Source organism: Streptomyces coeruleorubidus, assembly GCF_008705135.1.
GTDB lineage: Bacteria > Actinomycetota > Actinomycetes > Streptomycetales > Streptomycetaceae > Streptomyces > Streptomyces coeruleofuscus.
The window spans coordinates 7,047,905-7,068,951 of record NZ_CP023694.1; the positions used below are offsets into that span (position 1 = coordinate 7,047,905).

Here is a 21,047-nt window from a genome sequence, read left to right on the forward strand (position 1 = left end):
CGACGTGGCGGAGCGTGTCGCAGTTGGGCCGAACGGGTGACCGTGCGCAAGAATTGGCCGATGGAGACAGCCAGCGCGAGCCAGGACGGAGCATGCCGGTGAACAGCCACGATGTCACCGACGAACAGTGGGAGGGGCTCGCCCAGGTCGTGCCGCTGCGGGGCCGGGATGCCTGGCCGTCCTCCGTCGGCCACCGGTCCATACCCGAGGCCGAGACGGAGACGCGGCGCCGCTTCGTCGTGCTGCGTGTGAACGTCTTCGCCGACGCCCGTGACGTCGCCGAAACCCTGATGGCGGGCGTGCCGGTGCTGCTCGACCTGACCGGCGCGGAGACGGACGTCGCCAAGCGCGTCCTCGACTTCAGCACCGGTGTCGTCTTCGGCCTGGCGAGCGGAATGCACCGGGTGGACCGCAACGTGTTCCTGCTGACGCCGGCGGGGACCGAGGTGACGGGACTGATGGAGGGGATCGGGGTTCCCGGGGTGTGATGTGGCCTCGGTGTGACGTCGCCGGGGTGTGACGTCCCCTGGGGGCCGGGTCGCCCGATCGTAGGAAGCCCCGGGAGACGGAACGGTTCGTCCCGTGAGCGGAGTCCTACGGTCCGGACATGACCCAGCCCCCCGCTCCTCTCACCTCACTCGTGCGGCCGTGCATCACCGAGCTGCGGCTGTCCGCCTTCGCCGGTCACCGCCGCGCCGCACTCCCGCTCGGGCCGCTCACCCTCCTCGCCGGTCCGAGCGGCTGCGGCAAGTCCAGCGCGCTGCGCGCGTACGAGGCGCTCGCCCGGCTCGGGGGAGGCGCGGCGCTCGGCGAGGCGTTCCCGGACCCCGTCGCCTGTGTCCCGGAGCGGGCCCGGCCCGACGCGCAGCGCCGCCGCGGCTTCCGTATCGGCTGCACGGCCGACGGGCCCGCCGGTCCGGTCCGGCTCGATGTGGCCGTGCAGGCCGAACCCCGTCTTCGCGTCGTGGGCGAGCGTCTGACGGCCGGAGGACTGGTCCTGCTGGAGACCGCCCTGCGCGACCCCGGCAAGCGCGCCGTGCAGGCCGCCTGGCACACGGCCGGGCCGGCTCCGGTGCCCCATGGCCCGCTGCCGGACGACCGGCTGGGCACCGCCCTGCTGCCACTGCGCGTGGCCGGCCGGACGCCCGGGCAGCGCAGGGTGCTGGCCGCCGCCGAGCAGATGGTGGTCGCCCTGCGCTCCGTCTTCGCCTGCGACCCCGACCCCGGCCGGATGCGCGGCCCCGTACCGGCCGGCTCCGGGCGGCTGCTCGGCGGCTGCGGCAACCTCGCCGACGTCCTGTGGCGCACCCGCGCGGAGTGCGCACGGCGGCACGCGCACTTCGTCGCGGCGGTGCGCGCCGGCTGCGCCGGGCCGGTGGCGGACGTGCCGGCCGAGCCGTCGGCCGACGGGACGGTGCGGGCGGCGCTCGACCGGGGCGACGGCATCCGGACGGAGCTCGGCCGGCTGGGCGACGGGGAGTTGAGATACGTCGCGCTCGCGCTGGTGCTGCTCACCGGACCCGGCGTGCTGGAGGTCGACCCGGCCGGTGAGGTGCCCGCCGCCCTCCAGACCCTCACCGTGCTCGCCGACGGCCTGGACCGGGGACTCGACCCCGGCCAGCGGGGCGAACTCCTGCGGCTCGCGGCCCGGATGTGCGAGCGCGGCCACATCCGGCTGGTCGGCGCGGTGAGCGACGCGTCATGGGCCGCCGGGACGGACGGCGTCACGGTGGTACACCTGGAGCCGTGACAGAACCTCTCGACGTGGCGAAACTGCAACGCCGGCTGGCCGAGTTCGCGGCCGCGCGGAACTGGCAGCCGTACCACACCCCCAAGAACCTGGCCGCCGCGCTCAGCGTGGAGGCGTCCGAACTGGTCGAGATCTTCCAGTGGTTGACGCCCGAGGAGTCGGCCCGCGTCATGAACGACCCGGACACCGCCCACCGGGTCACGGACGAGGTCGCCGACGTGCTCGCGTATCTGCTCCAGCTCTGCGAGGTGCTCGGCATCGATCCACTGGCGGCGCTGGACGCGAAGATCGACCGGAACGAGCGGAGGTTCCCGATCTAGGAGTCGCTCAGCCCACCCCAGGAGCCACACACTCCACTTGTACTCTAAGTAACCAAAACGCGGCCCGAATCCGAATTGTTGTCCGCAGATTTCCGTCTTCCTCTGGCTTTTCGTCTCACACCCCTTCACTCTGGGTAGTGAACAAGGGAGTTCGGGCGGACGGACGCGCGGAGCGCGTCGGACAGAACGGGGGCAGCGCATGGACGCGGTGCGGCTCATCGTGACGAGCAGGCGATCCCTGGCCGCGGGCGGCGACGTGCCGGGGATCCTGGCCGAGGTGTGGCAGGCGCAGGCCCTGGCGCAGGCGATAGGGAGTCGCCTCGCGGTCGCGGGCCCGCCCGAACTGCGCGGCGAGGCACTGGGCTTGACGGAGCTCGCGGGCCGCGGCTGCGGTGTCCTCGACCCGCCCGAACTGGCCCCCGGCGAGCTGCGGGCGGGCCAGCTCACCGAGCTGGGCGACGCCCGCCACACCCTGATGTGCCTCGGCGGCCTCCTCGGCGAGGTCGGCATCGCCCTCGTGGGCCTCGCCTGCGCCGCGGACGACGAGGGCACGTACTGGCAGTGCATGGAGGCCATCGACGCGGCGGACGAGTCCCGGGACCGCGTCCTGGAAATGCTCCGCAGACTCGCGGACCGGGAACAGGTGTTACCGGAGAGGGAGGCGGGGTAGCGGCTGCCGCAGGCCGACCCCCGGCCCCCGGCCCGCCCCCGAAGCGGACCTCAGCCGACCTGCTCCTCCTCGCCCGGCCTCCGGTCGGCGTCCCCCGCCGCCTGGAGATCCGCGTCCAGCGCCGACAAGTCCGCGTTCAACGCCGCCATCAGCTCCTCCATCTGCTGCAACAGCCCCTTCGGCTGCCCGGTCCCGCCCTGCTGCGGCACGGTCTCTTCGGACATGACGGCCTCCTCGGCCCCTGGCCCCCCGGGGAGGCCGACGCGGGTGACGCCCCGACGCCCAAGGCCGGTGCGGAAGCCGGGGGCTCCGGCTCCGCCCGAGCCAACGATCACCAACGAGGCCGGTCACTGGCCCGGTCACGCGGGACCCGCGGTATGGACGTAATTTCACCCGACCGGGGACCGGACGGGACGGGGGTCCGAACTCGTCGTCCCGCACCCCGGCGTGCAGGATGGAAGCATGGATCTTCGCATCTTCACCGAGCCCCAGCAGGGGGCCACCTACGACACTCTGCTCACCGTGGCCAAGGCCACGGAAGAGCTCGGCTTCGACGCATTTTTCCGGTCCGACCACTACCTCCGCATGGGCTCCGTGGACGGCCTGCCCGGCCCCACCGACGCCTGGATCACCCTGGCCGGACTCGCCCGCGAGACCAAGCGCATCCGGCTCGGCACCCTGATGACCGCCGGCACCTTCCGCCTCCCCGGCGTGCTCGCCATCCAGGTCGCGCAGGTCGACCAGATGTCCGGTGGCCGGGTCGAACTCGGCCTGGGCACGGGCTGGTTCGAGGAGGAGCACAAGGCCTACGGCATCCCGTTCCCCAAGGAGAAGTTCGCCCGCCTCGAGGAACAGCTGGAGATCGTCACCGGCCTGTGGTCGACGGACCCCGGCAAGACCTACGACTTCCACGGCACCTACTACGACCTCACGGACTCTCCCGCGCTGCCCAAGCCCGCGCAGGAGAAGGTCCCCGTGCTCGTCGGCGGCCACGGCCCGACCCGCACCCCGCGGCTGGCCGCCAAGTACGCCGACGAGTTCAACATGCCGTTCGCCTCCGTCGAGGACAGCGAGCGCCAGTTCGGCCGGGTGCGCGCCGCCGCCGAGGAGGCCGGCCGCAAGGGCGATGACCTGACCTACTCCAACGCCCTCGTCGTGTGCGTCGGCCGGGACGACCAGGAGGTCGCCCGCCGGGCTGCCGCGATCGGCCGCGAGGTCGACGAGCTGAAGCTCAACGGCCTGGCCGGCTCCCCGGCCGAGGTCGTCGACAAGATCGGCCGCTACGCCGAGGCCGGCGCGAGCCGCATCTACCTCCAGATCCTCGACCTGGACGACCTCGACCACCTGGAGCTGATCTCCTCGCAGGTGCAGTCCCAGCTCTCGTAAGGCCGGTAAGGCCCGGTATGGGCAAGCCGTGACGGACCGCGCGATCCGCAGGACAGCCGTCCGTCACGGCTTGCGGGCAACCCCCGCATAGAGGGGCATCTCGTCGCCCGCGCTGCTCACCGAGCTCGGGATGCCACCGAGCGGCCGGCACCACGCCGGGCTCCACCAGTTCAAGGCCCGTGAAGAACGCCGAGAACTCGTCGCGGGTACGCACCTGCGCCGCCGTCCCGCCCTTGCGGTACACCTCGACGACCCGCTCCCAGGTCTCCGGGTCGAAGTCGCCCGTGGCGTGCGAGAGCGTCAAGTAGCTTCCGGACGGCAGGGGTTCGAGCAGCTCGCGGACGATCCGCCTGGGCTCGTCCTCGTCGCCCACCAGGTGCAGCAGGGCCACCAGGGACAGCGCGATCGGCTGGGTGAAGTCGAGGGTCTCCCGCGCCGCCGCGATGATCTTCCCCGGTTCCCGCACGTCGCCGTGGACGTAGGCGGTCTTTCCCTCCGGCGCGCTGTGCAGCAGCGCCTGGGCGTGCCGGAGGACGATCGGATCGTTGTCCGCGTACACCACCCGGGCCTGCGGGACGATCCCCTGGACGATCTGGTGGAGGTTCGGCTCGGTCGGAATGCCGGTGCCGATGTCGAGGAACTGCCGGACGCCTCGCCCGGCCAGCAGCCGGGAGGCGCGGTGCATGAACAGGCGGTTGGTCAGCGCCAATTCCCTGGTGGCGGGGAAGAGGGAGATCACCTGCTCGGCCGCTTCCACGTCGACCGGGTAGTTGTCCTTCCCGCCGAGGTAGTAGTCGTACATGCGTGCCGAGTGGGGTTTGCCGGTGTCGATCTGTCCCCCGCTGGTCCCGGCGTCTGTCACGTGAGGCCTCCGCATCTCCGCGTGCGTGGGCGCTCTTCCTGAATCCCCCTCGAACGCCCGGTCGATCGTGAGGCTAGCGAAAATTCCCGGGTGCTGCCGGTGATGGCTCTGTACGGTGGGCGTATCCGCAGTTCAGGCCACTGATCAAAGGTCGACCCACCGTGTTTCTGACCATCACGACCACCGGCACCCCGGAGCGTCCCGCCACCGAACTCGGCTTCCTGCTGCACAAGCATCCCGAGAAGGCGCAGGCGTTCTCCACGTCCTACGGCACGGCCCACGTCCTCTACCCCGAGGCGGACGCCGAGCGCTGCACGGCGGCGCTGCTGCTGGAGGTCGACGCGGTGGCCCTGGTCCGGCGCGGCAAGGGCAAGGGCAAGGGCCGGGGCGGCGCCCCGGACGCGGCACTCGCGCAGTACGTCAACGACCGCCCGTACGCCGCCTCCTCCCTCCTCGCCGTGGCGCTGAGCGGCGTGTTCTCCAGCGCGATGAAGGGCGTCTGCAACGCGAGGCCCGAACTGCCCGGCGTACCCCGGCCGTTGCGCATCGAGGTGCCGGCGCTGCCCGCCCGCGGCGGCGAGGGGCTCGTGCGGCGGCTCTTCGAACCGCTGGGCTGGACGGTCACGGCCGAGCCCGTGCCGCTGGACACCGAGTTCCCGCAGTGGGGCGACTCGCGCTACGTCCGGCTCGAACTGGAGTCCGCGGACCGCACCCTCGCCGAGGCCCTGCGCCACCTCTACGTCCTGCTCCCGGTCCTGGACGACGCCAAGCACTACTGGGTCTCCTCCGACGAGGTCGACAAGCTGCTGCGCGCCGGTGAGGGCTGGCTGCCCGGCCACCCGGAGCAGAAGCTGATCACCAGCCGCTACCTCTCGCGCCGCTGGTCGCTGACCCGGCAGGCGACGGAGCGGCTGGAGCTGGTGCGGCTGGCCGAGGCCGACGACAGCGAGGTCGAGGAGATCGACAACGCGGTCGAGGCGGAGACCGAGACCGAGGAGCGGCCGACCCCGCTGGCCGTACAGCGCCGGGAGGCCATCACCGCCGCCCTCAAGGCCTCCGGGGCCGCCCGGGTGCTCGATCTCGGCTGCGGCCAGGGCCAGTTGGTGCAGGCTCTCCTCAAGGACCCGGCGTTCACGGAGATCGTGGGACTGGACGTGTCGATGCGCGCGCTCACCATCGCCTCCCGCCGGCTGAAGCTGGACCGCATGGGGGAGCGGCAGGCCGCGCGCGTCAAGCTCCTCCAGGGCTCGCTCGCCTACACCGACAACCGGCTCAAGGGGTACGACGCCGCCGTGCTCAGCGAGGTGATCGAGCACCTCGACCTGCCCCGGCTGCCCGCCCTGGAGTACGCCGTGTTCGGTGCCGCACGGCCCAGGACGGTCCTCGTGACGACCCCGAACGTCGAGTACAACGTGCGCTGGGAGAGCCTCCCGGCCGGCCACGTCCGGCACGGCGACCACCGCTTCGAGTGGACCCGCGCGCAGTTCCGGGCCTGGGCGGAGGCGGTGGCCGAACGGCACGGCTATAGGGCCGAGTTCATACCCGTCGGCCCGGACGACCCGGAGGTGGGGCCGCCCACCCAGATGGCCGTGTTCACACTGACCACCCCGAAGGAGGCGAAGGCGGCATGACCGACGTACGCGAAGGGCGCGTCCTGCCCGTCACCGACCTCTCCCTGGTGGTCCTCGTCGGCGCCTCCGGCTCGGGCAAGTCCACGTTCGCCCGCAGGCACTTCAAGCCGACCGAGATCATCTCGTCCGACTTCTGCCGCGGTCTCGTCTCGGACGACGAGAACGACCAGAGCGCCACCAAGGACGCCTTCGACGTCCTGCACTACATCGCGGGCAAGCGCCTCGCCGCGGGCCGCCGCACCGTCGTGGACGCGACCAGCGTGCAGCCCGAGGCGCGCCGTCAGCTCGTCGAGCTGGCCAGGCGGTACGACGTCCTGCCGATAGCCATCGTGCTCGACGTGCCCGAGAACGTGTGCGCCGAGCGCAACGCGGCCCGCACCGACCGTGCCGACATGCCCCGCCGGGTCATCCAGCGCCACATCCGCGAACTCCGCCGCTCCCTCAGGCAGCTGGAGCGCGAGGGCTTCCGCAAGGTGCACGTCCTGCGGGGCGCGGAGGACGTCGAGCAGGCCACCGTCGTCACCGAGAAGCGCTTCAACGACCTGACCCACCTCACCGGCCCCTTCGACATCATCGGCGACATCCACGGCTGCTCCGCCGAACTGGAGTCGCTGCTCGTCAAGCTGGGCTACACGGACGGGGTCCACCCCGAGGGCCGGACCGCCGTCTTCGTGGGCGACCTGGTCGACCGCGGCCCCGACAGCCCGGCCGTGCTGCGCCGCGTGATGGCGATGGTGAAGTCGGGCAACGCCCTGTGCGTGCCCGGCAACCACGAGAACAAGTACGGCCGGTACCTGCGCGGCCGCAAGGTCCAGCACACCCACGGCCTCGCCGAGACCATCGAGCAGATGGCGGGCGAGAGCGAGGAGTTCGCCGCCGAGGTACGGCAGTTCATCGACGGCCTCGTCAGCCACTACGTCCTCGACGGCGGCCGGCTGGTCGTCTGCCACGCCGGGCTGCCCGAGAGGTACCACGGCCGCACCTCCGGCCGGGTCCGCAGCCACGCCCTGTACGGCGACACGACCGGGGAGACCGACGAGTTCGGCCTGCCGGTGCGCTACCCGTGGGCGGAGGAGTACCGGGGCCGCGCGGCAGTCGTGTACGGCCACACCCCGGTCCCGGAGGCCACCTGGCTCAACAACACCATCTGCCTGGACACCGGCGCCGTCTTCGGCGGCAAGCTCACCGCGCTGCGCTGGCCGGAGCGTGAGCTGGTCGACGTCCCCGCCGAGCGGGTCTGGTACGAGCCGGCGAAGCCGCTGCGCTCCGAGGCCCCCGGCGGGCAGGACGGCCGCCCGCTGGATCTGGCGGACGTGCAGGGCCGCCGGGTCGTGGAGACCCGGCACCAGGGCCGGATCTCGATCCGAGAGGAGAACGCGGCAGCGGCCCTGGAGGTCATGAGCCGCTTCGCGGTGGACCCCCGGCTGCTGCCCTACCTCCCGCCGACGATGGCCCCGACCGCGACCTCGCACGTCGACGGCTACCTGGAGCACCCGGCCGAGGCCTTCGCGCAGTACGCGGCGGACGGTGTCGCCCGGGTCGTGTGCGAGGAGAAGCACATGGGCTCGCGTGCGGTGGCCCTGGTGTGCCGGGACGCGGAGACGGCCCGCAAGCGCTTCGGCGTCGACGGCCCGACGGGCTCCCTCTACACCCGCACCGGCCGCCCGTTCCTCGACGACGACGCCCTCACCGAGGAGATCCTCGGCCGGGTGCGCACGGCGATCGGCGAGGCCGGCCTCTGGGACCACCTCGAGACGGACTGGCTGCTGCTGGACGCCGAGCTGATGCCCTGGTCGCTGAAGGCGTCCGGGCTGCTGCGGTCGCAGTACGCAGCCGTCGGTGCCGCGTCCGGCGCGGTGCTCCCGGGCGCGCTGGCCGCGCTGGAGGGCGCGGCGGCACGGGGCGTCGACGTGACCGGACTGCTGACCCGCACCCGGGAACGGTCCGCCGACGCCGTCGCGTTCACCGAGGCGTATCGCCGCTACTGCTGGACCACGGACGGCCTGGACGGCGTCCGCCTGGCTCCGTTCCAGATCCTCGCGGTCCAGGGCCGCAGCCTCGCCGGACTCCCGCACGACGAGCAGCTCGCCCTGCTCGACCGGCTCGTCGAGCACGACGGCAGCGGCCTGCTCCAGACCACCCGTCGGCTCTACGTCGACACGGGCGACCCCGAGTCCGTCCGGGCCGGTGTCGACTGGTGGCTGGAGATGACCGGCCGCGGCGGCGAGGGCATGGTCGTCAAGCCGGTCGGAGCACTGGTCCGCGACGGCCAGGGGCGCCTGGTGCAGCCCGGCATCAAGTGCCGCGGCCGCGAGTACCTGCGGATCATCTACGGCCCGGAGTACACCCGCCCGGAGAACCTGGCCCGCCTGCGCTCGCGGTTCCTCAACCACAAGCGGTCCCTGGCGATCCGCGAGTACGCGCTCGGTCTGGAGGCCCTGGACCGGCTGGCCGAGGGCGAGCCGCTGTGGCGGGTGCACGAGGCGGTGTTCGGGGTGCTGGCGCTGGAGTCGGAGCCGGTGGACCCGCGGCTGTGACCCGTGGAGCCGACTTCCGGCCGGGGTGCGCCACGGCGGCGCGGACCTGGCCGGAAGTTGTGATCCGGACCCCAACTGTCCCTGGTTAACCGTTGGTTGCCGTGCTAACTTCGCTGGTCGGTCAGGCAGGTGAACCGACTCAGGGGGAAAGTCGGTGCGGACAGGTGCGACGCCCGGCGAGTCCGGCGCCGATTGCGGACATCAGCCGGACTTCGAGCTGCTGTTACGGCTCACCGAGGTCCTCTGCGAGCTGGCCTGCGTGGAAGACGCGCCGAGCCGGGTGCAGTTCGCCGGTCTGCTGGGAGGGCAGCTCGGCCGGCAGGTCGACATCCGCGGCGTCAGGCTCCGTGAGGACGTGGCCGGCCTGGTGACCGCCGCGCTGAGCGTGGCGGGCGGGGAACACGTACTTGTCGGAGTGGTCCGCATCCTCGAAGGAGCCCCGGCCGGAGACGAACTCGAACGGCTGATCGCTCCTGTTCCCGTCCTGGCCGGGCCGTTGTCCAAAGACGACGAGAAGAGCGCCCGCGTCGCGCTCACCCGCGGCGACCTGCCCGCCGCACGGTTACGGGACGGTCTGGCCGAGGAACTCGCCGGTGTCGACCTCCCCGACGGACTCACCCCCGAGCAGCTCTTCACGCACCTGCTCGAATGGAACACGCAGGAGGACGGCCTGCCGCCCGTCGTCGTCCTCCTCGATCACGCGGCCCGTCTCGCCCGGACCGTCGAACACCGCCTCGTGCTGAGCGCATGGGTCGACGACTGGGCCGGGCGCGAGGGCCTGACCGCGGAGTTGGCGAGGCGCCGGGAAAGACGCGTCGCGGTGGTGTGGTCGCCCGACATCCCCCGCACCCTCGTCGTCGCCGTCGAACCGGCCCGGGACGGCAGCACGGACGTGGTCGTGCGGACCTGGACGAACGCCACCCCGGGCCGGTGGGACCCACGCCCCGGCGAACCGGACACCATCCCCCTGGACGACCTCGGCCGAGCGGTCGACAAGGCGCTCCGGCGCGGCACCCGGCTCTGGCTGGTGCCGCGCGAACCGGACTCGGGCGGACTCCAGGAGCCGCCTGCGTACATAGAGTTCATCCTTCCGTACGATCTGCTGAACCACGATGTGGCGGGGTTGACGTTCGCCATCGGCGACGGTGAGCCCACTCCGCTCGGCCTGCGGTACGGGGTACATCTACGCAGCCTCGAACGCATGCGTACGGACAACGCCGTGGTCCGGCAGCAGTGGAAGCGGCGCTGGGCGGCTCTGAAGCAGCATGGGATCTCGGTGCACGCCTGGAGAGAAGCGGACGCCCGGCGGCTGCGCGCGTGGCAGATCGCGCTCGCCGGGGAATCAAGAAGTACGGCAGTGCTGTTGGACGCGCCGTCCGGGGCGTCGGCCCTGGAGGCGCTCAAAGCGGCGATCGCGGAGGGGATCGGGCTGGCCGTCTGGGACCGCAGAGGTGTGTTCATAGAGGAGAGGCGCGAAGTGGTGACCGCGGTCTTCGCGGCCGTCACGATGCCCGTGCAGCTTCCTTCCGTCATTCACCGCATGCGTCGGAACGCCGAGAGTGGCGCGGAGGACGCGGTCCAGTATCTGGCCCGGAACGTCGGATTCCTTTGGGACGACCCCACTCGAGTCGTCGACATCCAGACCACCGACCCCGGCGATCTCGCCAGCTGAGCTAGGAGGCTTCGGCATGAGCGCACAGGAACGGACGGCAGCGGACGACTGGAAGGTGTTCCACGCCACCGGACGCCCGCAGGACGCCCCACCCGTGCTGCCGGACCCGCCGCCCTGGCGGAGGTTCCGCGGCGGTCCCGTCGAGACCCCGCCCCCGGACGACGCCGAGGCCGCCCTGCGCCGCCTGGGACCCGGCGGCCTCACACCCCAGCTCGACGAGGAGCAGATCGAGACGGTCAACGCCGCCCTGCTGCTGCGCCGCCCGCTGCTGATCACCGGCCCTCCCGGCGTCGGCAAGTCGACGCTCGCCTACCTGATCTCGCGTGAGCTGGGCCTCGGCCGGGTACTCGAATGGAACATCGTGAGCCGTACGAGTCTGCGTGACGGCTTGTACGTCCACGACGCCATGGGCCGCGCCCAGGCCATCGCCGCCTGGCAGGCGGGGCTGCGCGACGCGGCACGGGCGGAGCCGGTGTTCGAAGAAGGCGAACAGGCCGTCAACCCCGCGACCGTGTCAAAAGATCGTCAACTTGCGCCGGTTATAGGCGAGTTCATTACACTGGGACCACTGGGCACCGCCCTGCTGCCCTACGAACGGCCCCGGGTGCTTCTCGTCGACGAACTCGACAAGAGCGACATCGACCTGCCGAACGACCTGTTGCACGTTCTGGAGAATGGAAGTTATGAGGTTCCCGAGCTGGTGCGTGACGCCGCCGACACGGCGAGCGTGCACACCAGCGATCCGGGAGGCCGGGCCGTGGTGCGCAACGGACGCGTCGAGTGCCGGGAGTTCCCGGTCGTGGTGATCACCAGCAACGGGGAGCGGGAGTTCCCCGCCGCCTTCCGCCGCCGCTGCCTGCCGATGGAGATGCACACCCCCACCCGGGAGCAACTACTGGCCATGGTGGAAGGGCACTTGGGACTCAGGCCGCGAGGCACCGAAGACCTCGTCGACCTGTTCGTTCAGCGGGTCCAGGCGGGTGGCGTCCACTCCCTCGACCAGTTGCTCAACGCTGTCCAGATGACTACCGCGGGTGGTTTTCAGGCTGACGGTGACGGGCGTAAGCTCGTCGAACTGCTGCTCCGCGACCTCGCGAAGGGCCGCTGATGACCCGGGAGCGCGCATCCGGACCAGGCGACGGGGATCCCGCATCGGGATCGTCGCCGCCTCCTTCGGTGTCCCCCGAGACGCTCGCGCGCGCGAGCGAGCGCGGAGACCGGGGCCCGGCCGCTCCCGAACCCTTCGTACCGCGCTGGCAGGAGTTCGCCGACGCCGTATGGCTCGCCGCGCACCGGAGCCGGTACGGCGGTCCCGGCGGAGCGGCCCCGCAGGCCCCCGCCGCGCAGGCCGGACTCCTGCAGGATGCCGAGGCCGGACCACCGTCCCGGCCGCCGGCGGACGACGGCGAACTCCCCGGCCGCCCCGAGGCCGACGAAGACGTCCCCGCTCAGCCCCCGCCCGCGCACCGCACCCCCGCCGCGTCGGACCCTCCCGGCGGCCGCCCGGCCACCCGGGCCGGCGACCGCGTCTTACCCCACCCCGAAGGCCGCTTCACCCTGCACCTCGGGCCGCCGCTGCTGCCCCAGGCCGAGCCCGACCCGTCGGGACCCGGCCGCTTCACGGCCCTGCTCGCGCGCGCCCTGCACCAGCTGGCCCGCCGTGTCCCGTCCCGCGACAGCCTGGAGCTGGACGAGGAGACCACGGCCGAACAGGGTCTCGTCGACGGGTTGTGGATGCCGTTTCTGCGGCCCGCCCGGGTCTCCGCCTTCGACCTGGTGCTGCTGCTCGACGACGCGCCCACGATGCGCATCTGGGAGGAGAGCGCCGCACGCCTGGCCCGCGCCGCCGAACACAGCGGGGCCTTCCGGAGCGTGCGCACGCTCCGGGCGACCGTGCCGCGTACCGGCACCGCCACCCTGCGCTGGTCCACGGGACGGGCCGTCGCCGACCCCGCCGAACTGCTCGACGGCCGGGGCAGCCGGATCTTCCTCGTGGTCACCGACGGACTCGCCCACGGCTGGGCCGCCCCCGCCGCCGACGAACTCCTCGGCCGGCTCGCCCACGCCGGCCCCACCGCCCTCGTCCACCTGCTGCCGCCGCATCTGCGCCACCGCTCCTCGCTCTACCCGTACCCGGCCGTCCTGGAGGCCGGCGGGTTCGGAGCCCCCAACAGCAGCCTCGGGCACTGGGCGCCGCCCGGCGGCCCCGATCCGATGCGGCCGCTGCCCGAAGCGGGCGACGGCTCCGTCGCCGTCCCGGTGCTCTCCCTGAAACCAGCCTCCCTCGCCGCCTGGTCCGATCTGGTCACCGGCGGGCGCGGTGTCAGGCGTTCGCTGCCCGTGGTGCTGGCCGGCGCCCTGCGCAAGGGCGCGCCCGCTCCCGGCCTGCGCGCCCCACGCCTGCCCCGGGCCGCCACCGCCGCCGTACGGCGCTTCTTCAGTCTGGCCACCCCCTCCGCCCGCCGCCTCGCCGCCCAACTCGCCGCCGTTCCCTTCGACTTCGACCTCGTCGAGCAGTTGCGGCGACGCGTCATGCCGGAGACCGGTCCCGATCACCTCGCCGAGATCCTCATGGGCGGACTGATCGACTGGGAGGGGGCGGGGGAGGGGCGTCCCGAGTTCGCCGAGGGCGTCCGAGAAGCCTTGCTCGCGACCACCACGCGCAGTCAACTCGCCCGCACCGTAAGCCTGGTGGGCGAGCTGCCCGCCGCCGGGGAGCGGGGCGTGGCCCTGCGCGCCGCCCTGCACGACCCGCTGCGGACCAGGCTCCCCGACCCCACCGAACGCGGCTGGGCGCGCAGCGAACTGGCCGTCATGCGTGCCCTGTCGGGACCCTACGCCGACCGGGCACGGCGCATCGAACCGAACCTGTCCAGGAACCCGCCCGCCGCGGCCGAACAGGTGGAGAGCAACGCGTCCGCCCACCCACCCCCACAGGTGAATATCCCGGGCGAAACGACTCCATCCAGCCCAGCGGGCATCAACCCGGATTCGGGAATCTCCGATCCGACTGGAGAATCCGCGCCGTCGGAGACGGCCGAGGCGCACCGACAACAGACCCCGGAGGCAGAGCCGCTCATGCAGCGCACCACGACCGCAACGCCGGCCCTACTGGTGAACGTGCCCATGCGCAACACCTCGTTCGTCGGCCGCCAGGCGCTGCTGAGGGCCGTGGAGGAGCAGCTCGCCGCCCAGGACACCGCCGCCGTGCTGCCCAACGCCCTGCACGGCCTCGGTGGTGTGGGCAAGTCCCAGCTCGCGCTGGAGTACATCTACACCCACCAGCGCGACTACCGGATCATCTGCTGGATCCCCGCCGAACGCGAGAGTCTCATCCTGGCCGCGCTCTCCTCGCTCGCCTCCCAGCTGGGCGTCGCACCGGCCGGCCAGGACAGCCTCGGCGCCGCCGCGGCCAACACCGCCGTGCCCGCCGTCCTGGAGGCGCTGCGCACGGGGACGCCGTACGACAACTGGCTGCTGGTCTTCGACAACGCCGAGGACATCGAGGCGGTGCGCGGCTACTTCCCCCACAACGGGCCGGGCAAGGTCATCGTGACCTCCCGGAACCGGGGCTGGGAACGGGTGGCCACCTCACTGCCGGTGAACGTCTTCGAGCGCGACGAGTCCATCGAACTGCTCCAGAAGCGCGCCCAGGACCTGCCCCGGGAGGACGCAGACCGGCTGGCCGAGGCCCTCGGCGACCTGCCGCTCGCCGTGGAGCAGGCGGGCGCCTGGCTCGGTGTCACCGGCATGGAGGTCGACGAGTACCTCGAACTGCTCGCCCAGCGCAGCCCGGAGATCCTGGAGATCGAGCAGAGCCCCGACTACCCGGTGTCCGTCGCCGCCGCCTGGGACATCTCCCTGGAGCGGATCAGGGAGAACAATCCGGGCGCCCGTCAGCTTCTCGACATCTGCGCCAGCATGGCTCCCGAGCCGATCCCGAGGTCGATTCTGCGCAGCAGCCGAGGCGTCAACATCACGCCCGAGATCGACCCGATGCTGCGCGAGCCGATCAAACTGAACCGGGCCATCCGCGACCTCAGCCAGTTCTCCCTGATCAGGGTCGACCCGCGCGCGGGCACCCTCCAGATGCACCGCCTGCTCCAGACCGTGCTCCTCGCCAAGCTGAGCGAGGAGGAACGCGAGCGGATGCGGGACGCCGCCCACCAGCTGCTGTCCGCCGCGAACCGGGGCCCCTACGGATCCTCCCAGGAGTGGCGCGACTACCAGGCCCTGCTGCCCCACGTGCTCGCCTCCCAGGCGGTGACCAGTGCCGACCCCTATGTGCGTGACCTGGTCTACGACACCATGTGGTTCCTCTACTACTGGGGCGACCACGAAGGCGCCGCGGCCTTCGGCCGCCAGGCGTGGAGCGCCTGGCTCGCCGCCTCCGGTGAGGAGGACATCTATGTCATCCGCATGACCAAGGGCCTCGCGTTCCTGCTGCGCCAGGTGGGCCAGATCGCCGAGTCGATCCCGCTCACCGAGAAGGCGCTGGAGGTCTCCCGCCGGATGCAGGTCGAGGCAGAGGAACTCATCGACTCCCTGTGCGAGATGTCCGACGCCCGCCGCTACCAGGGCCGATTCCAGGAGGCGCGGGACCTGGGCAAGGAGGCCACGGAACTGGCCCGTTTGCAGTTCGGCCCCGAAGACCAGGCCACCCTGCGGGGCGCTCACAGCTGGGGGGTCGACCTGAGACTGTGCGGGGAGTTCAGGGAGGCGCTGCCACTGGACGAGGAGACCGCCCGCCAGCGCGACATGCTCCTCGGCGACTCCAGCTTCTTCACGCTCAACACCCTGCACTGCGTCGCCATCGACATGCGCGAGGCGGGCGGGTACCCCAAGGCGCGCGAATGGCAGGAGGACGTCTACCGCCGGGCGTTCACCGCGCTCGGTGAGAAGCACCCCCTGACCCTGCGCATCGCCCGGGACCTCAGTGTCTGCCGCCGCCGGGACGGGGACCTCGCCGAGGGCGCCAAGCTCGCCGAGGAGACCCTGCGCAACTTCAAGTCCCGCTACGGCGACGAGCACCTGGACTCGCTGACCACGGCGACCAACGTCTGCGTCGACCGGCGCCTGGCCGGGGACCTGGAGGGTTCCCGGCGCATCGCGGAGTCCACCGTGGCCAGGCTGGTGCGGCGCCTCGGGCCGGACCACGCGCACACGCTGGTGACCAGGGCGAACCTGGCCGCCACCGAGCGGGCCCTGGGCGCTCTGGACATCGCGCAGGAACTGGAGGACGACGTGGTGCGCCGGCTCGGCGACACGGTCGGGGCGCAGCACGTCATCACCCTCACCGTCGGCATCGGCCGGGCCAACACCGCGTACGCGCGGCTCGACTTCGAGCAGGCGCACGCGATCGACTCCGCCAATCTGCCGCTGCTGACCGAGGTGGCGGGCGGCGATCATCCGCTCACCCTCTCCTGCACCGCCAACCTCTCCCTGGATCTGAGGGGACTCGGGCGGGCCGACGAGGCGGACGTGCTCCAGCGCAAGGCGGTGGAGGGCTTCGCCGCGGTGCTGCGCAACGACCACCCCTGGCTCAAGGCCGCCCGCCAGAGCCGCCGCATCGAGTGCGACATCGCCCCCATGCCCATGTGACACGGGCCGCGCCCGTTTGCCCGGCCGCAACTTCCTTGCGATAGTGAGGAGTTGACACCGCGAGGGTGTTCGTGTCACGGGGGGGCGCATGACGGCGGTCGTCTTCGTTCACGGAACCGGGGTGCGGGAACCGGCCTTCTCCACCCTGGTGGGGCGGGTGACGGCCGGACTGGCCGCACAGCGCGCCGGGCTGGACGTCGTGCCCTACGACTGGGGAGCGGCACACGGTGCCACGCTCGCGGCCGGCGGGGCGAGTCTCCCGCCCAGGTCCGGCACCACACGCGGTCCCGGTGGGGGACCGGCGGGCGTGGACCCGGGCGACGAGACGACCGCGGCCTGGGCCGTCCTCTACGACGACCCGTACGCCGAACTGGCCTTGGCCGCCGCCGCATCCGGCCCGGCCGCCGAACGCCCGCCCGGCACCGTACCGCCCCAGCAGCGCATACGGGCGCAGCTCACCGCACTCGCCGCCCGGGGCGACGCACCAGGAGCCGAGGTGGGCCCCGGACTTGCCCGCGCCGCCACCGACCTGGCCGCCCACCCCCTGCTCGGCCCCGCCGCCGACGCCCTCGACCCGGCGGACCTCGCGGTCCTCGCCGCCCGTTCCCTGACCGCCCGCCTCATCGCCGACGCCCTCGACGCCGACTCCCCGCTCGTCCCCGTCGGCGTGACGCGGGACGCCGTCACCGACCGGATCGCCGAGGCCCTCGGCGCACCGCCCCGGGGTTCGGAGCGGGGCCTGCGCTCCTACCTGCTGCGGTCGGCCGGAGCCATGGCCGCCCGGGCCGTCGAGCGTCGCCGGCGTGCCCTCACCGAGGCCGCCCACCCCGCCGCCGGCGACATCCTGCGCTATCTGAGCCGGGGTGCGGCCTTCCGCGACGGCCTGCGCGCCCTCGTCGCGGGCCTGGAACCGCCCGTCGCCGTCGTCGGCCACAGTCTCGGCGGCATCATCGCCCTCGACACGCTGATCTCCGCTCCGATACCGCAGGTCGCCCTCCTGGTGACGGCCGGCTCCCAGGGGCCCTTCCTCTACGAGTCGGGCTCCCTGCCGTCCCTCGAACACCCCGCGCCTCTGCCACCGCACGTCCCCGCCTGGCTGAACCTGTACGACCCGCGCGACCTGCTCGGCTATCTCGGTGCTGAACTCTTCCCGGGCCGCGTCACCGACGTCCCCGTCGACAGCGGCCAGCCGTTCCCCGCCGCACACAGCGCCTACTGGACGAACCCCACCGTGTACCGCCACATCGTGGGCCACCTGCCGTGACCGGGCCAATGCCGTCCATCGACCCGGCCCGCGTGCATGCCCTCGTCGTCGGGATCGAGACGTACGAGGCCGGCGACGCCTGGCGGCTGCCCGGGCCCGCCCGGGACGCCGTACGGTTCCGGCGGCTGCTGCGGGACGCCGGGGTGCCGGAGTCGCAGGTGCGTCTGCATCTGGCCCCCTTGCCGCCGTACGACCCGCACGTCCCTTACGGACCCGCGGACCATGCGACCCTGCGCCGGGTCCTCGTGCGCGAACTGTCCCCGGCCCAGGGCGACATGCTGTGGGTGTGGTGGGGCGGGCACGGGGTGCTGGACCGGGCCGGGCGGCTGAGGCTGTTCTGCGCGGACGCGGGCGTCGCCGACAAGGTGGGCATCGACCTGGACTCCGCGCTCGCCCGGTACGCGGGTGACGCCGTGCCCGGGCTGAGCGAGCAGATGTGGATCGTGGACGCCTGCGAGACGTTCGAGGAGGACCTCGCCTTCCAGGAGGCGCTGCCCGCCGACGCCCTGCCGGTGGGGCGGCCCAACCACGCGCACCGGCAGACCGTGCTGCGCGCCGCCGGCCGGGGCAGGGCGGCGGCCAACGACCCGGTCCGCGCCACCGGCCTGTTCTCCGACGTCCTGCTCGGTCTGCTGGCCGACCGGGCGGCCGTTCTGCCCGCGCCGCCCGATCCGGAGGAACTGTTTCCGGCCGTTCGAGCGCGCATCGCGGCCCTCAGGGAAGAGGGCCGTACTCTTCAGCATCCCGAGATCCGGCTCCAGGGACCCGACCGCACCGAGACCCTGCCGCCGGCCGTGCCGCCGGCCCTGCCGCGGTCCCTCACGGCATTGCAGCGCGCCGTGGAGGCCCTCCTCGCCTACCCCTTGATGCACGACCCCGACGAACGGCAGACGGTCGTGGCCGCGCTGAACCCCCGTGTCACAGCCGTACTGCGCCGTCACAGCAAGGCGCGCACCGACGTCGTCAGCATCCTCGGCGGGCTAGCCCGGCGGAGCCCGGAGGCATTGTGGGACCTGTTCGACGCCGTCGTGTCCGTCGACGACGACCCCAAACTGAAGGCCGAACTCGCTGCCGCCTTGGCCGTGTTGGCGCCCTCGCCGGCGCGTCGGCTTGATCACCGGTGATCAGTGGCGTGATCGTACGGTTTTCGCTCCGTGAGGTATTGGCCATGATGGAAAGACACGGGGCATCGCGTGCCACCGTGCGAGAAGGGGGAGCATCTTGGACCAGCCGCCCGCTCTGCACCGCGCCGGAGCCGCCACCGCACCTGAACCGGTCGTCGCCGCCGCGGGTACCGGTGTGTGGGAATCCGATCTGGCGGACCTCACGGCGCTGCCCCTGAGCGCCGTGGACGGTCTCCCCGCCCTGCCCCCCACCACACGCCTGCTGACCGAGGTGCTGCGCGCCCGCAGCAGCATGAGGAGCGGCGAGGGGCCGGGGGGCGCCCGAGCCGATTAGCCGCCGACGCCGTCCCGACGGCAGAACCCCGGTGCGACACCCGCACACGCACCGGGGTCCGCGCATGTCCGCCAAGCGACCGGAGGCCCGCGACGATGACCAGCGAGCAGCACCTCGCTCCACTCCGCATGCCGGACCGGCTCTTCGCGGAGCTGGCCGCCGGAGGTGGCTCGGCGGCGGCCGTCGCCTTCCTCGAACGAGGAGAACGCGCGCGGCGGTTGCTGCTCCTGCGCACCCTCCTCGACCACCTGGACGCCCTGCCGACCCCCCTCGCGCCGGTCGCCGAAGCCTGGCGGGTCCTCAAGGAGGCGGCCGAGAAGTCGCCCGAGCCGGTCGAACGCCTGCTGCTGGCCCCGGCGACCGGCGGCTGGATCTCCCACATGCTGCGCCGGGTGCGGGGCACGGCGACCGGCCCGCCGCTGTGGGCGGAGGCGGGCCACCTGTGCGCACTGGCCCTCTCGGCCTCCTTGCACGCGGGCACGGAGGCCACCCTCGACGTACCCCTCACCAGCGGGCGGCTGCCCCTGCCCGGTCTCGGCATGGTCGGACTCCCCGACGCTCAAGAGGGCTTGGCGGTCGGCAGGGCCACGACGGCCGGGGGAGAGCTGACGGTCACCGGGCCGGGCCGCACGACCGGCTCGGTGCGCGTGACCTGCCGTCCGCTGACGCAGCGTGCCGACGCGGCGGGGGGCACCTGGCTCCCGCTGCGGACCCTCAGCCACACCGGCCCCGCCGGTACGGCCCCCTTCACCGTCGTACTCGAAGACCTCGACCCCTACCGCGATCTCGACGACCACCTGCCCCCCACCCGGCTCGACGAGGACGAGGCACAGGAATGGCAGCGGTTGTTCGACGAGGCCGCGCGGATCCTGGCACGCCCGGGCACACCGGGCCCCGGGCGGGTCGACCCCGCCATGATCCGGGCGATCGTGCCCTTCGGGCGCACCGCCGTCAGCCCGCCCCCGCCCCCCTTCGTGCAGGTGTCGGCCTCCAGCGGTGACTCCTTCGGCGGCATGCTCATCGTCCGTCCGGCCTCCGCGCTCGCCCTCGCCGAAACCCTCGTGCACGAGCTTCAGCACAGCAAACTGGCCGCCCTCCTGCACCTGTTCCCGCTGCTGGAGGACGACCGGGCCGAGCGCTACTACGCCCCCTGGCGCACCGACCCCCGCCACCTCACCGGCCTGCTGCACGGCGCCTACGCCTTCACCGGCGTCGCGGGTTTCTGGCGGGACCGGCTGGCCGGTGCGGAGGAGGGCGAGGACGCCGAGCGGGCCGCCTACTTCTACGCCCTGCGCCGCCTGCAGAGCCGCCTGGCCGTGCGCACCCTGCTGACCAGCGGCCGGCTGACCGCGCAGGGCCGCGCCCTCGTGTCGGGGCTCGCCCGCACCCTGGACGGCTGGCTGCGCGAGCCGGTCCCGCACGCCGCTCTCACCCGGGCCCGCACGGCCGCCGCGCTGCACCGCACCGAGTGGCGGCTGCGCAACGTCGACCCCGCGGTGGAGCCGTCGGACGGCCCCCGCTTCCGCCCCGACCGCACCTCCTGGCCCGACGTCCGCACCCACGCCTTCGCCACCCGCCCCGTCGCCCCGCACACCGCCGACGAGCACCTCGCCGCCGGGGACGCGGCCGCCGCGCTCGCCCGGTACGCCGGGCAGCTTGCCGCCGACCCCGCCGAGCCGCACGCCCTGGCCGGCTGGATCGTCGCCCGGGCCGTGCTCGACCCGGGCCGGGAGACGCGGCGCATGCTGGCCCGGCCGGAGCTGCTCCAGCCGCTGCCCAGCGGCTGACCGGGGGCGTCCCGGCCCGGGCTGATTGTCGTCAGGCAGACGCAAACAAGAGTTCGCCGAAACGCGCGAGCAGCGCGTCAACCGGCGCTCCGATGGTCAGGATGGAGGC

The 21,047-nt window shown here is 72.8% G+C and carries 15 protein-coding genes and 1 pseudogene; 14 read left to right on the forward strand and 2 right to left on the reverse strand.

Features of this window, described 5'->3' with window-relative positions:
• Nucleotides 1-92 precede the first annotated feature (92 nt).
• The 4 genes from CP976_RS32610 to CP976_RS32625 all read left to right on the forward strand — a co-directional run bounded on the left by CP976_RS32610 (nucleotide 93) and on the right by CP976_RS32625 (nucleotide 2,740).
• Nucleotides 93-488, forward strand: a complete 396-nt coding sequence (locus CP976_RS32610; RefSeq protein WP_086850051.1) for a cell division protein SepF — start codon at nucleotides 93-95, stop codon at nucleotides 486-488.
• A 119-nt stretch (nucleotides 489-607) separates the two neighbouring features.
• Nucleotides 608-1,750: an AAA family ATPase gene (locus CP976_RS32615; RefSeq protein ID WP_150483514.1), complete on the forward strand. Its 1,143-nt coding sequence runs from the start codon at nucleotides 608-610 to the stop codon at nucleotides 1,748-1,750.
• Nucleotides 1,747-2,070, forward strand: a complete 324-nt coding sequence (locus tag CP976_RS32620; RefSeq protein WP_150483515.1) for a nucleotide pyrophosphohydrolase — start codon at nucleotides 1,747-1,749, stop codon at nucleotides 2,068-2,070. The genes CP976_RS32615 and CP976_RS32620 overlap by 4 nt, the downstream gene beginning before the upstream one ends.
• Before the next feature lie 199 nt (nucleotides 2,071-2,269).
• Nucleotides 2,270-2,740, forward strand: a complete 471-nt coding sequence (locus CP976_RS32625; RefSeq protein WP_150483516.1) for a DUF6099 family protein — start codon at nucleotides 2,270-2,272, stop codon at nucleotides 2,738-2,740.
• Nucleotides 2,741-2,790: 50 nt separating this feature from the next.
• Here CP976_RS32625 and CP976_RS43070 read toward each other — a convergent pair whose 3' ends face one another.
• The gene (locus CP976_RS43070) at nucleotides 2,791-2,964 is read right to left on the reverse strand and encodes a hypothetical protein (RefSeq protein ID WP_167537463.1); all 174 of its coding nucleotides are present in this window, start codon (nucleotides 2,962-2,964) and stop codon (nucleotides 2,791-2,793) included.
• 238 nt (nucleotides 2,965-3,202) lie between these two features.
• Here CP976_RS43070 and CP976_RS32630 point away from each other — a divergent pair, with 238 nt between their 5' ends.
• The gene (locus tag CP976_RS32630) at nucleotides 3,203-4,126 is read left to right on the forward strand and encodes an LLM class F420-dependent oxidoreductase (protein ID WP_150483517.1); all 924 of its coding nucleotides are present in this window, start codon (nucleotides 3,203-3,205) and stop codon (nucleotides 4,124-4,126) included.
• Nucleotides 4,127-4,189: 63 nt separating this feature from the next.
• On the opposite strand, the pseudogene CP976_RS32635 reads toward CP976_RS32630, so the two are convergent.
• Nucleotides 4,190-5,003: pseudogene (locus CP976_RS32635) on the reverse strand (SAM-dependent methyltransferase).
• A gap of 146 nt (nucleotides 5,004-5,149) precedes the next feature.
• Between CP976_RS32635 and CP976_RS32640 the strand changes: the two are divergent.
• The 9 genes from CP976_RS32640 to CP976_RS32680 all read left to right on the forward strand — a co-directional run bounded on the left by CP976_RS32640 (nucleotide 5,150) and on the right by CP976_RS32680 (nucleotide 20,938).
• Complete coding sequence (locus CP976_RS32640; RefSeq protein WP_150483518.1) at nucleotides 5,150-6,619, forward strand: 3' terminal RNA ribose 2'-O-methyltransferase Hen1; 1,470 nt, start codon at nucleotides 5,150-5,152, stop codon at nucleotides 6,617-6,619.
• Nucleotides 6,616-9,156, forward strand: coding sequence for a polynucleotide kinase-phosphatase (locus CP976_RS32645; RefSeq protein WP_150483519.1), 2,541 nt, complete (start codon nucleotides 6,616-6,618; stop codon nucleotides 9,154-9,156). The genes CP976_RS32640 and CP976_RS32645 overlap by 4 nt, the downstream gene beginning before the upstream one ends.
• Nucleotides 9,157-9,310: 154 nt before the next feature.
• Complete coding sequence (locus tag CP976_RS32650; protein ID WP_150483520.1) at nucleotides 9,311-10,828, forward strand: VMAP-C domain-containing protein; 1,518 nt, start codon at nucleotides 9,311-9,313, stop codon at nucleotides 10,826-10,828.
• A gap of 16 nt (nucleotides 10,829-10,844) precedes the next feature.
• Nucleotides 10,845-11,936, forward strand: a complete 1,092-nt coding sequence (locus CP976_RS32655; RefSeq protein ID WP_150483521.1) for an AAA family ATPase — start codon at nucleotides 10,845-10,847, stop codon at nucleotides 11,934-11,936.
• The gene (gene fxsT, locus CP976_RS32660; protein WP_167537464.1) at nucleotides 11,936-16,429 is read left to right on the forward strand and encodes an FxSxx-COOH system tetratricopeptide repeat protein; all 4,494 of its coding nucleotides are present in this window, start codon (nucleotides 11,936-11,938) and stop codon (nucleotides 16,427-16,429) included. Before CP976_RS32655 ends, fxsT begins: the two co-directional genes overlap by 1 nt.
• An 88-nt stretch (nucleotides 16,430-16,517) precedes the next feature.
• Complete coding sequence (locus tag CP976_RS32665; protein WP_150483522.1) at nucleotides 16,518-17,693, forward strand: alpha/beta fold hydrolase; 1,176 nt, start codon at nucleotides 16,518-16,520, stop codon at nucleotides 17,691-17,693.
• A complete protein-coding gene (locus tag CP976_RS32670) occupies nucleotides 17,690-18,817 on the forward strand; it encodes an effector-associated domain 2-containing protein (protein WP_190146835.1) in 1,128 nt (375 codons plus the stop codon). The genes CP976_RS32665 and CP976_RS32670 overlap by 4 nt, the downstream gene beginning before the upstream one ends.
• A gap of 97 nt (nucleotides 18,818-18,914) precedes the next feature.
• Nucleotides 18,915-19,151 carry a hypothetical protein gene (locus tag CP976_RS32675; protein WP_150483524.1) on the forward strand — a complete coding sequence of 79 codons (237 nt, stop codon included), beginning with the start codon at nucleotides 18,915-18,917 and terminating at the stop codon, nucleotides 19,149-19,151.
• A gap of 95 nt (nucleotides 19,152-19,246) precedes the next feature.
• Nucleotides 19,247-20,938, forward strand: coding sequence for an HEXXH motif domain-containing protein (locus tag CP976_RS32680; RefSeq protein ID WP_150483525.1), 1,692 nt, complete (start codon nucleotides 19,247-19,249; stop codon nucleotides 20,936-20,938).
• The last annotated feature ends 109 nt before the right edge of the window (nucleotides 20,939-21,047 follow it).

What these genes read in the sequence shown, in the direction of transcription:
- CP976_RS32645 (WP_150483519.1), top strand. Translation starts at nt 6,616, where the DNA reads ATGACCGACGTACGCGAAGGGCGCGTCCTGCCCGTCACCGACCTCTCC.
- CP976_RS32665 (WP_150483522.1), top strand. Translation starts at nt 16,518, where the DNA reads ATGACGGCGGTCGTCTTCGTTCACGGAACCGGGGTGCGGGAACCGGCC.
- CP976_RS32630 (WP_150483517.1), top strand. Translation starts at nt 3,203, where the DNA reads ATGGATCTTCGCATCTTCACCGAGCCCCAGCAGGGGGCCACCTACGAC.
- CP976_RS32610 (WP_086850051.1), top strand. Translation starts at nt 93, where the DNA reads ATGCCGGTGAACAGCCACGATGTCACCGACGAACAGTGGGAGGGGCTC.
- CP976_RS32655 (WP_150483521.1), top strand. Translation starts at nt 10,845, where the DNA reads ATGAGCGCACAGGAACGGACGGCAGCGGACGACTGGAAGGTGTTCCAC.
- CP976_RS32615 (WP_150483514.1), top strand. Translation starts at nt 608, where the DNA reads ATGACCCAGCCCCCCGCTCCTCTCACCTCACTCGTGCGGCCGTGCATC.
- CP976_RS32625 (WP_150483516.1), top strand. Translation starts at nt 2,270, where the DNA reads ATGGACGCGGTGCGGCTCATCGTGACGAGCAGGCGATCCCTGGCCGCG.
- CP976_RS43070 (WP_167537463.1), bottom strand. Translation starts at nt 2,964, where the DNA reads ATGTCCGAAGAGACCGTGCCGCAGCAGGGCGGGACCGGGCAGCCGAAG.
- fxsT (WP_167537464.1), top strand. Translation starts at nt 11,936, where the DNA reads ATGACCCGGGAGCGCGCATCCGGACCAGGCGACGGGGATCCCGCATCG.
- CP976_RS32680 (WP_150483525.1), top strand. Translation starts at nt 19,247, where the DNA reads ATGACCAGCGAGCAGCACCTCGCTCCACTCCGCATGCCGGACCGGCTC.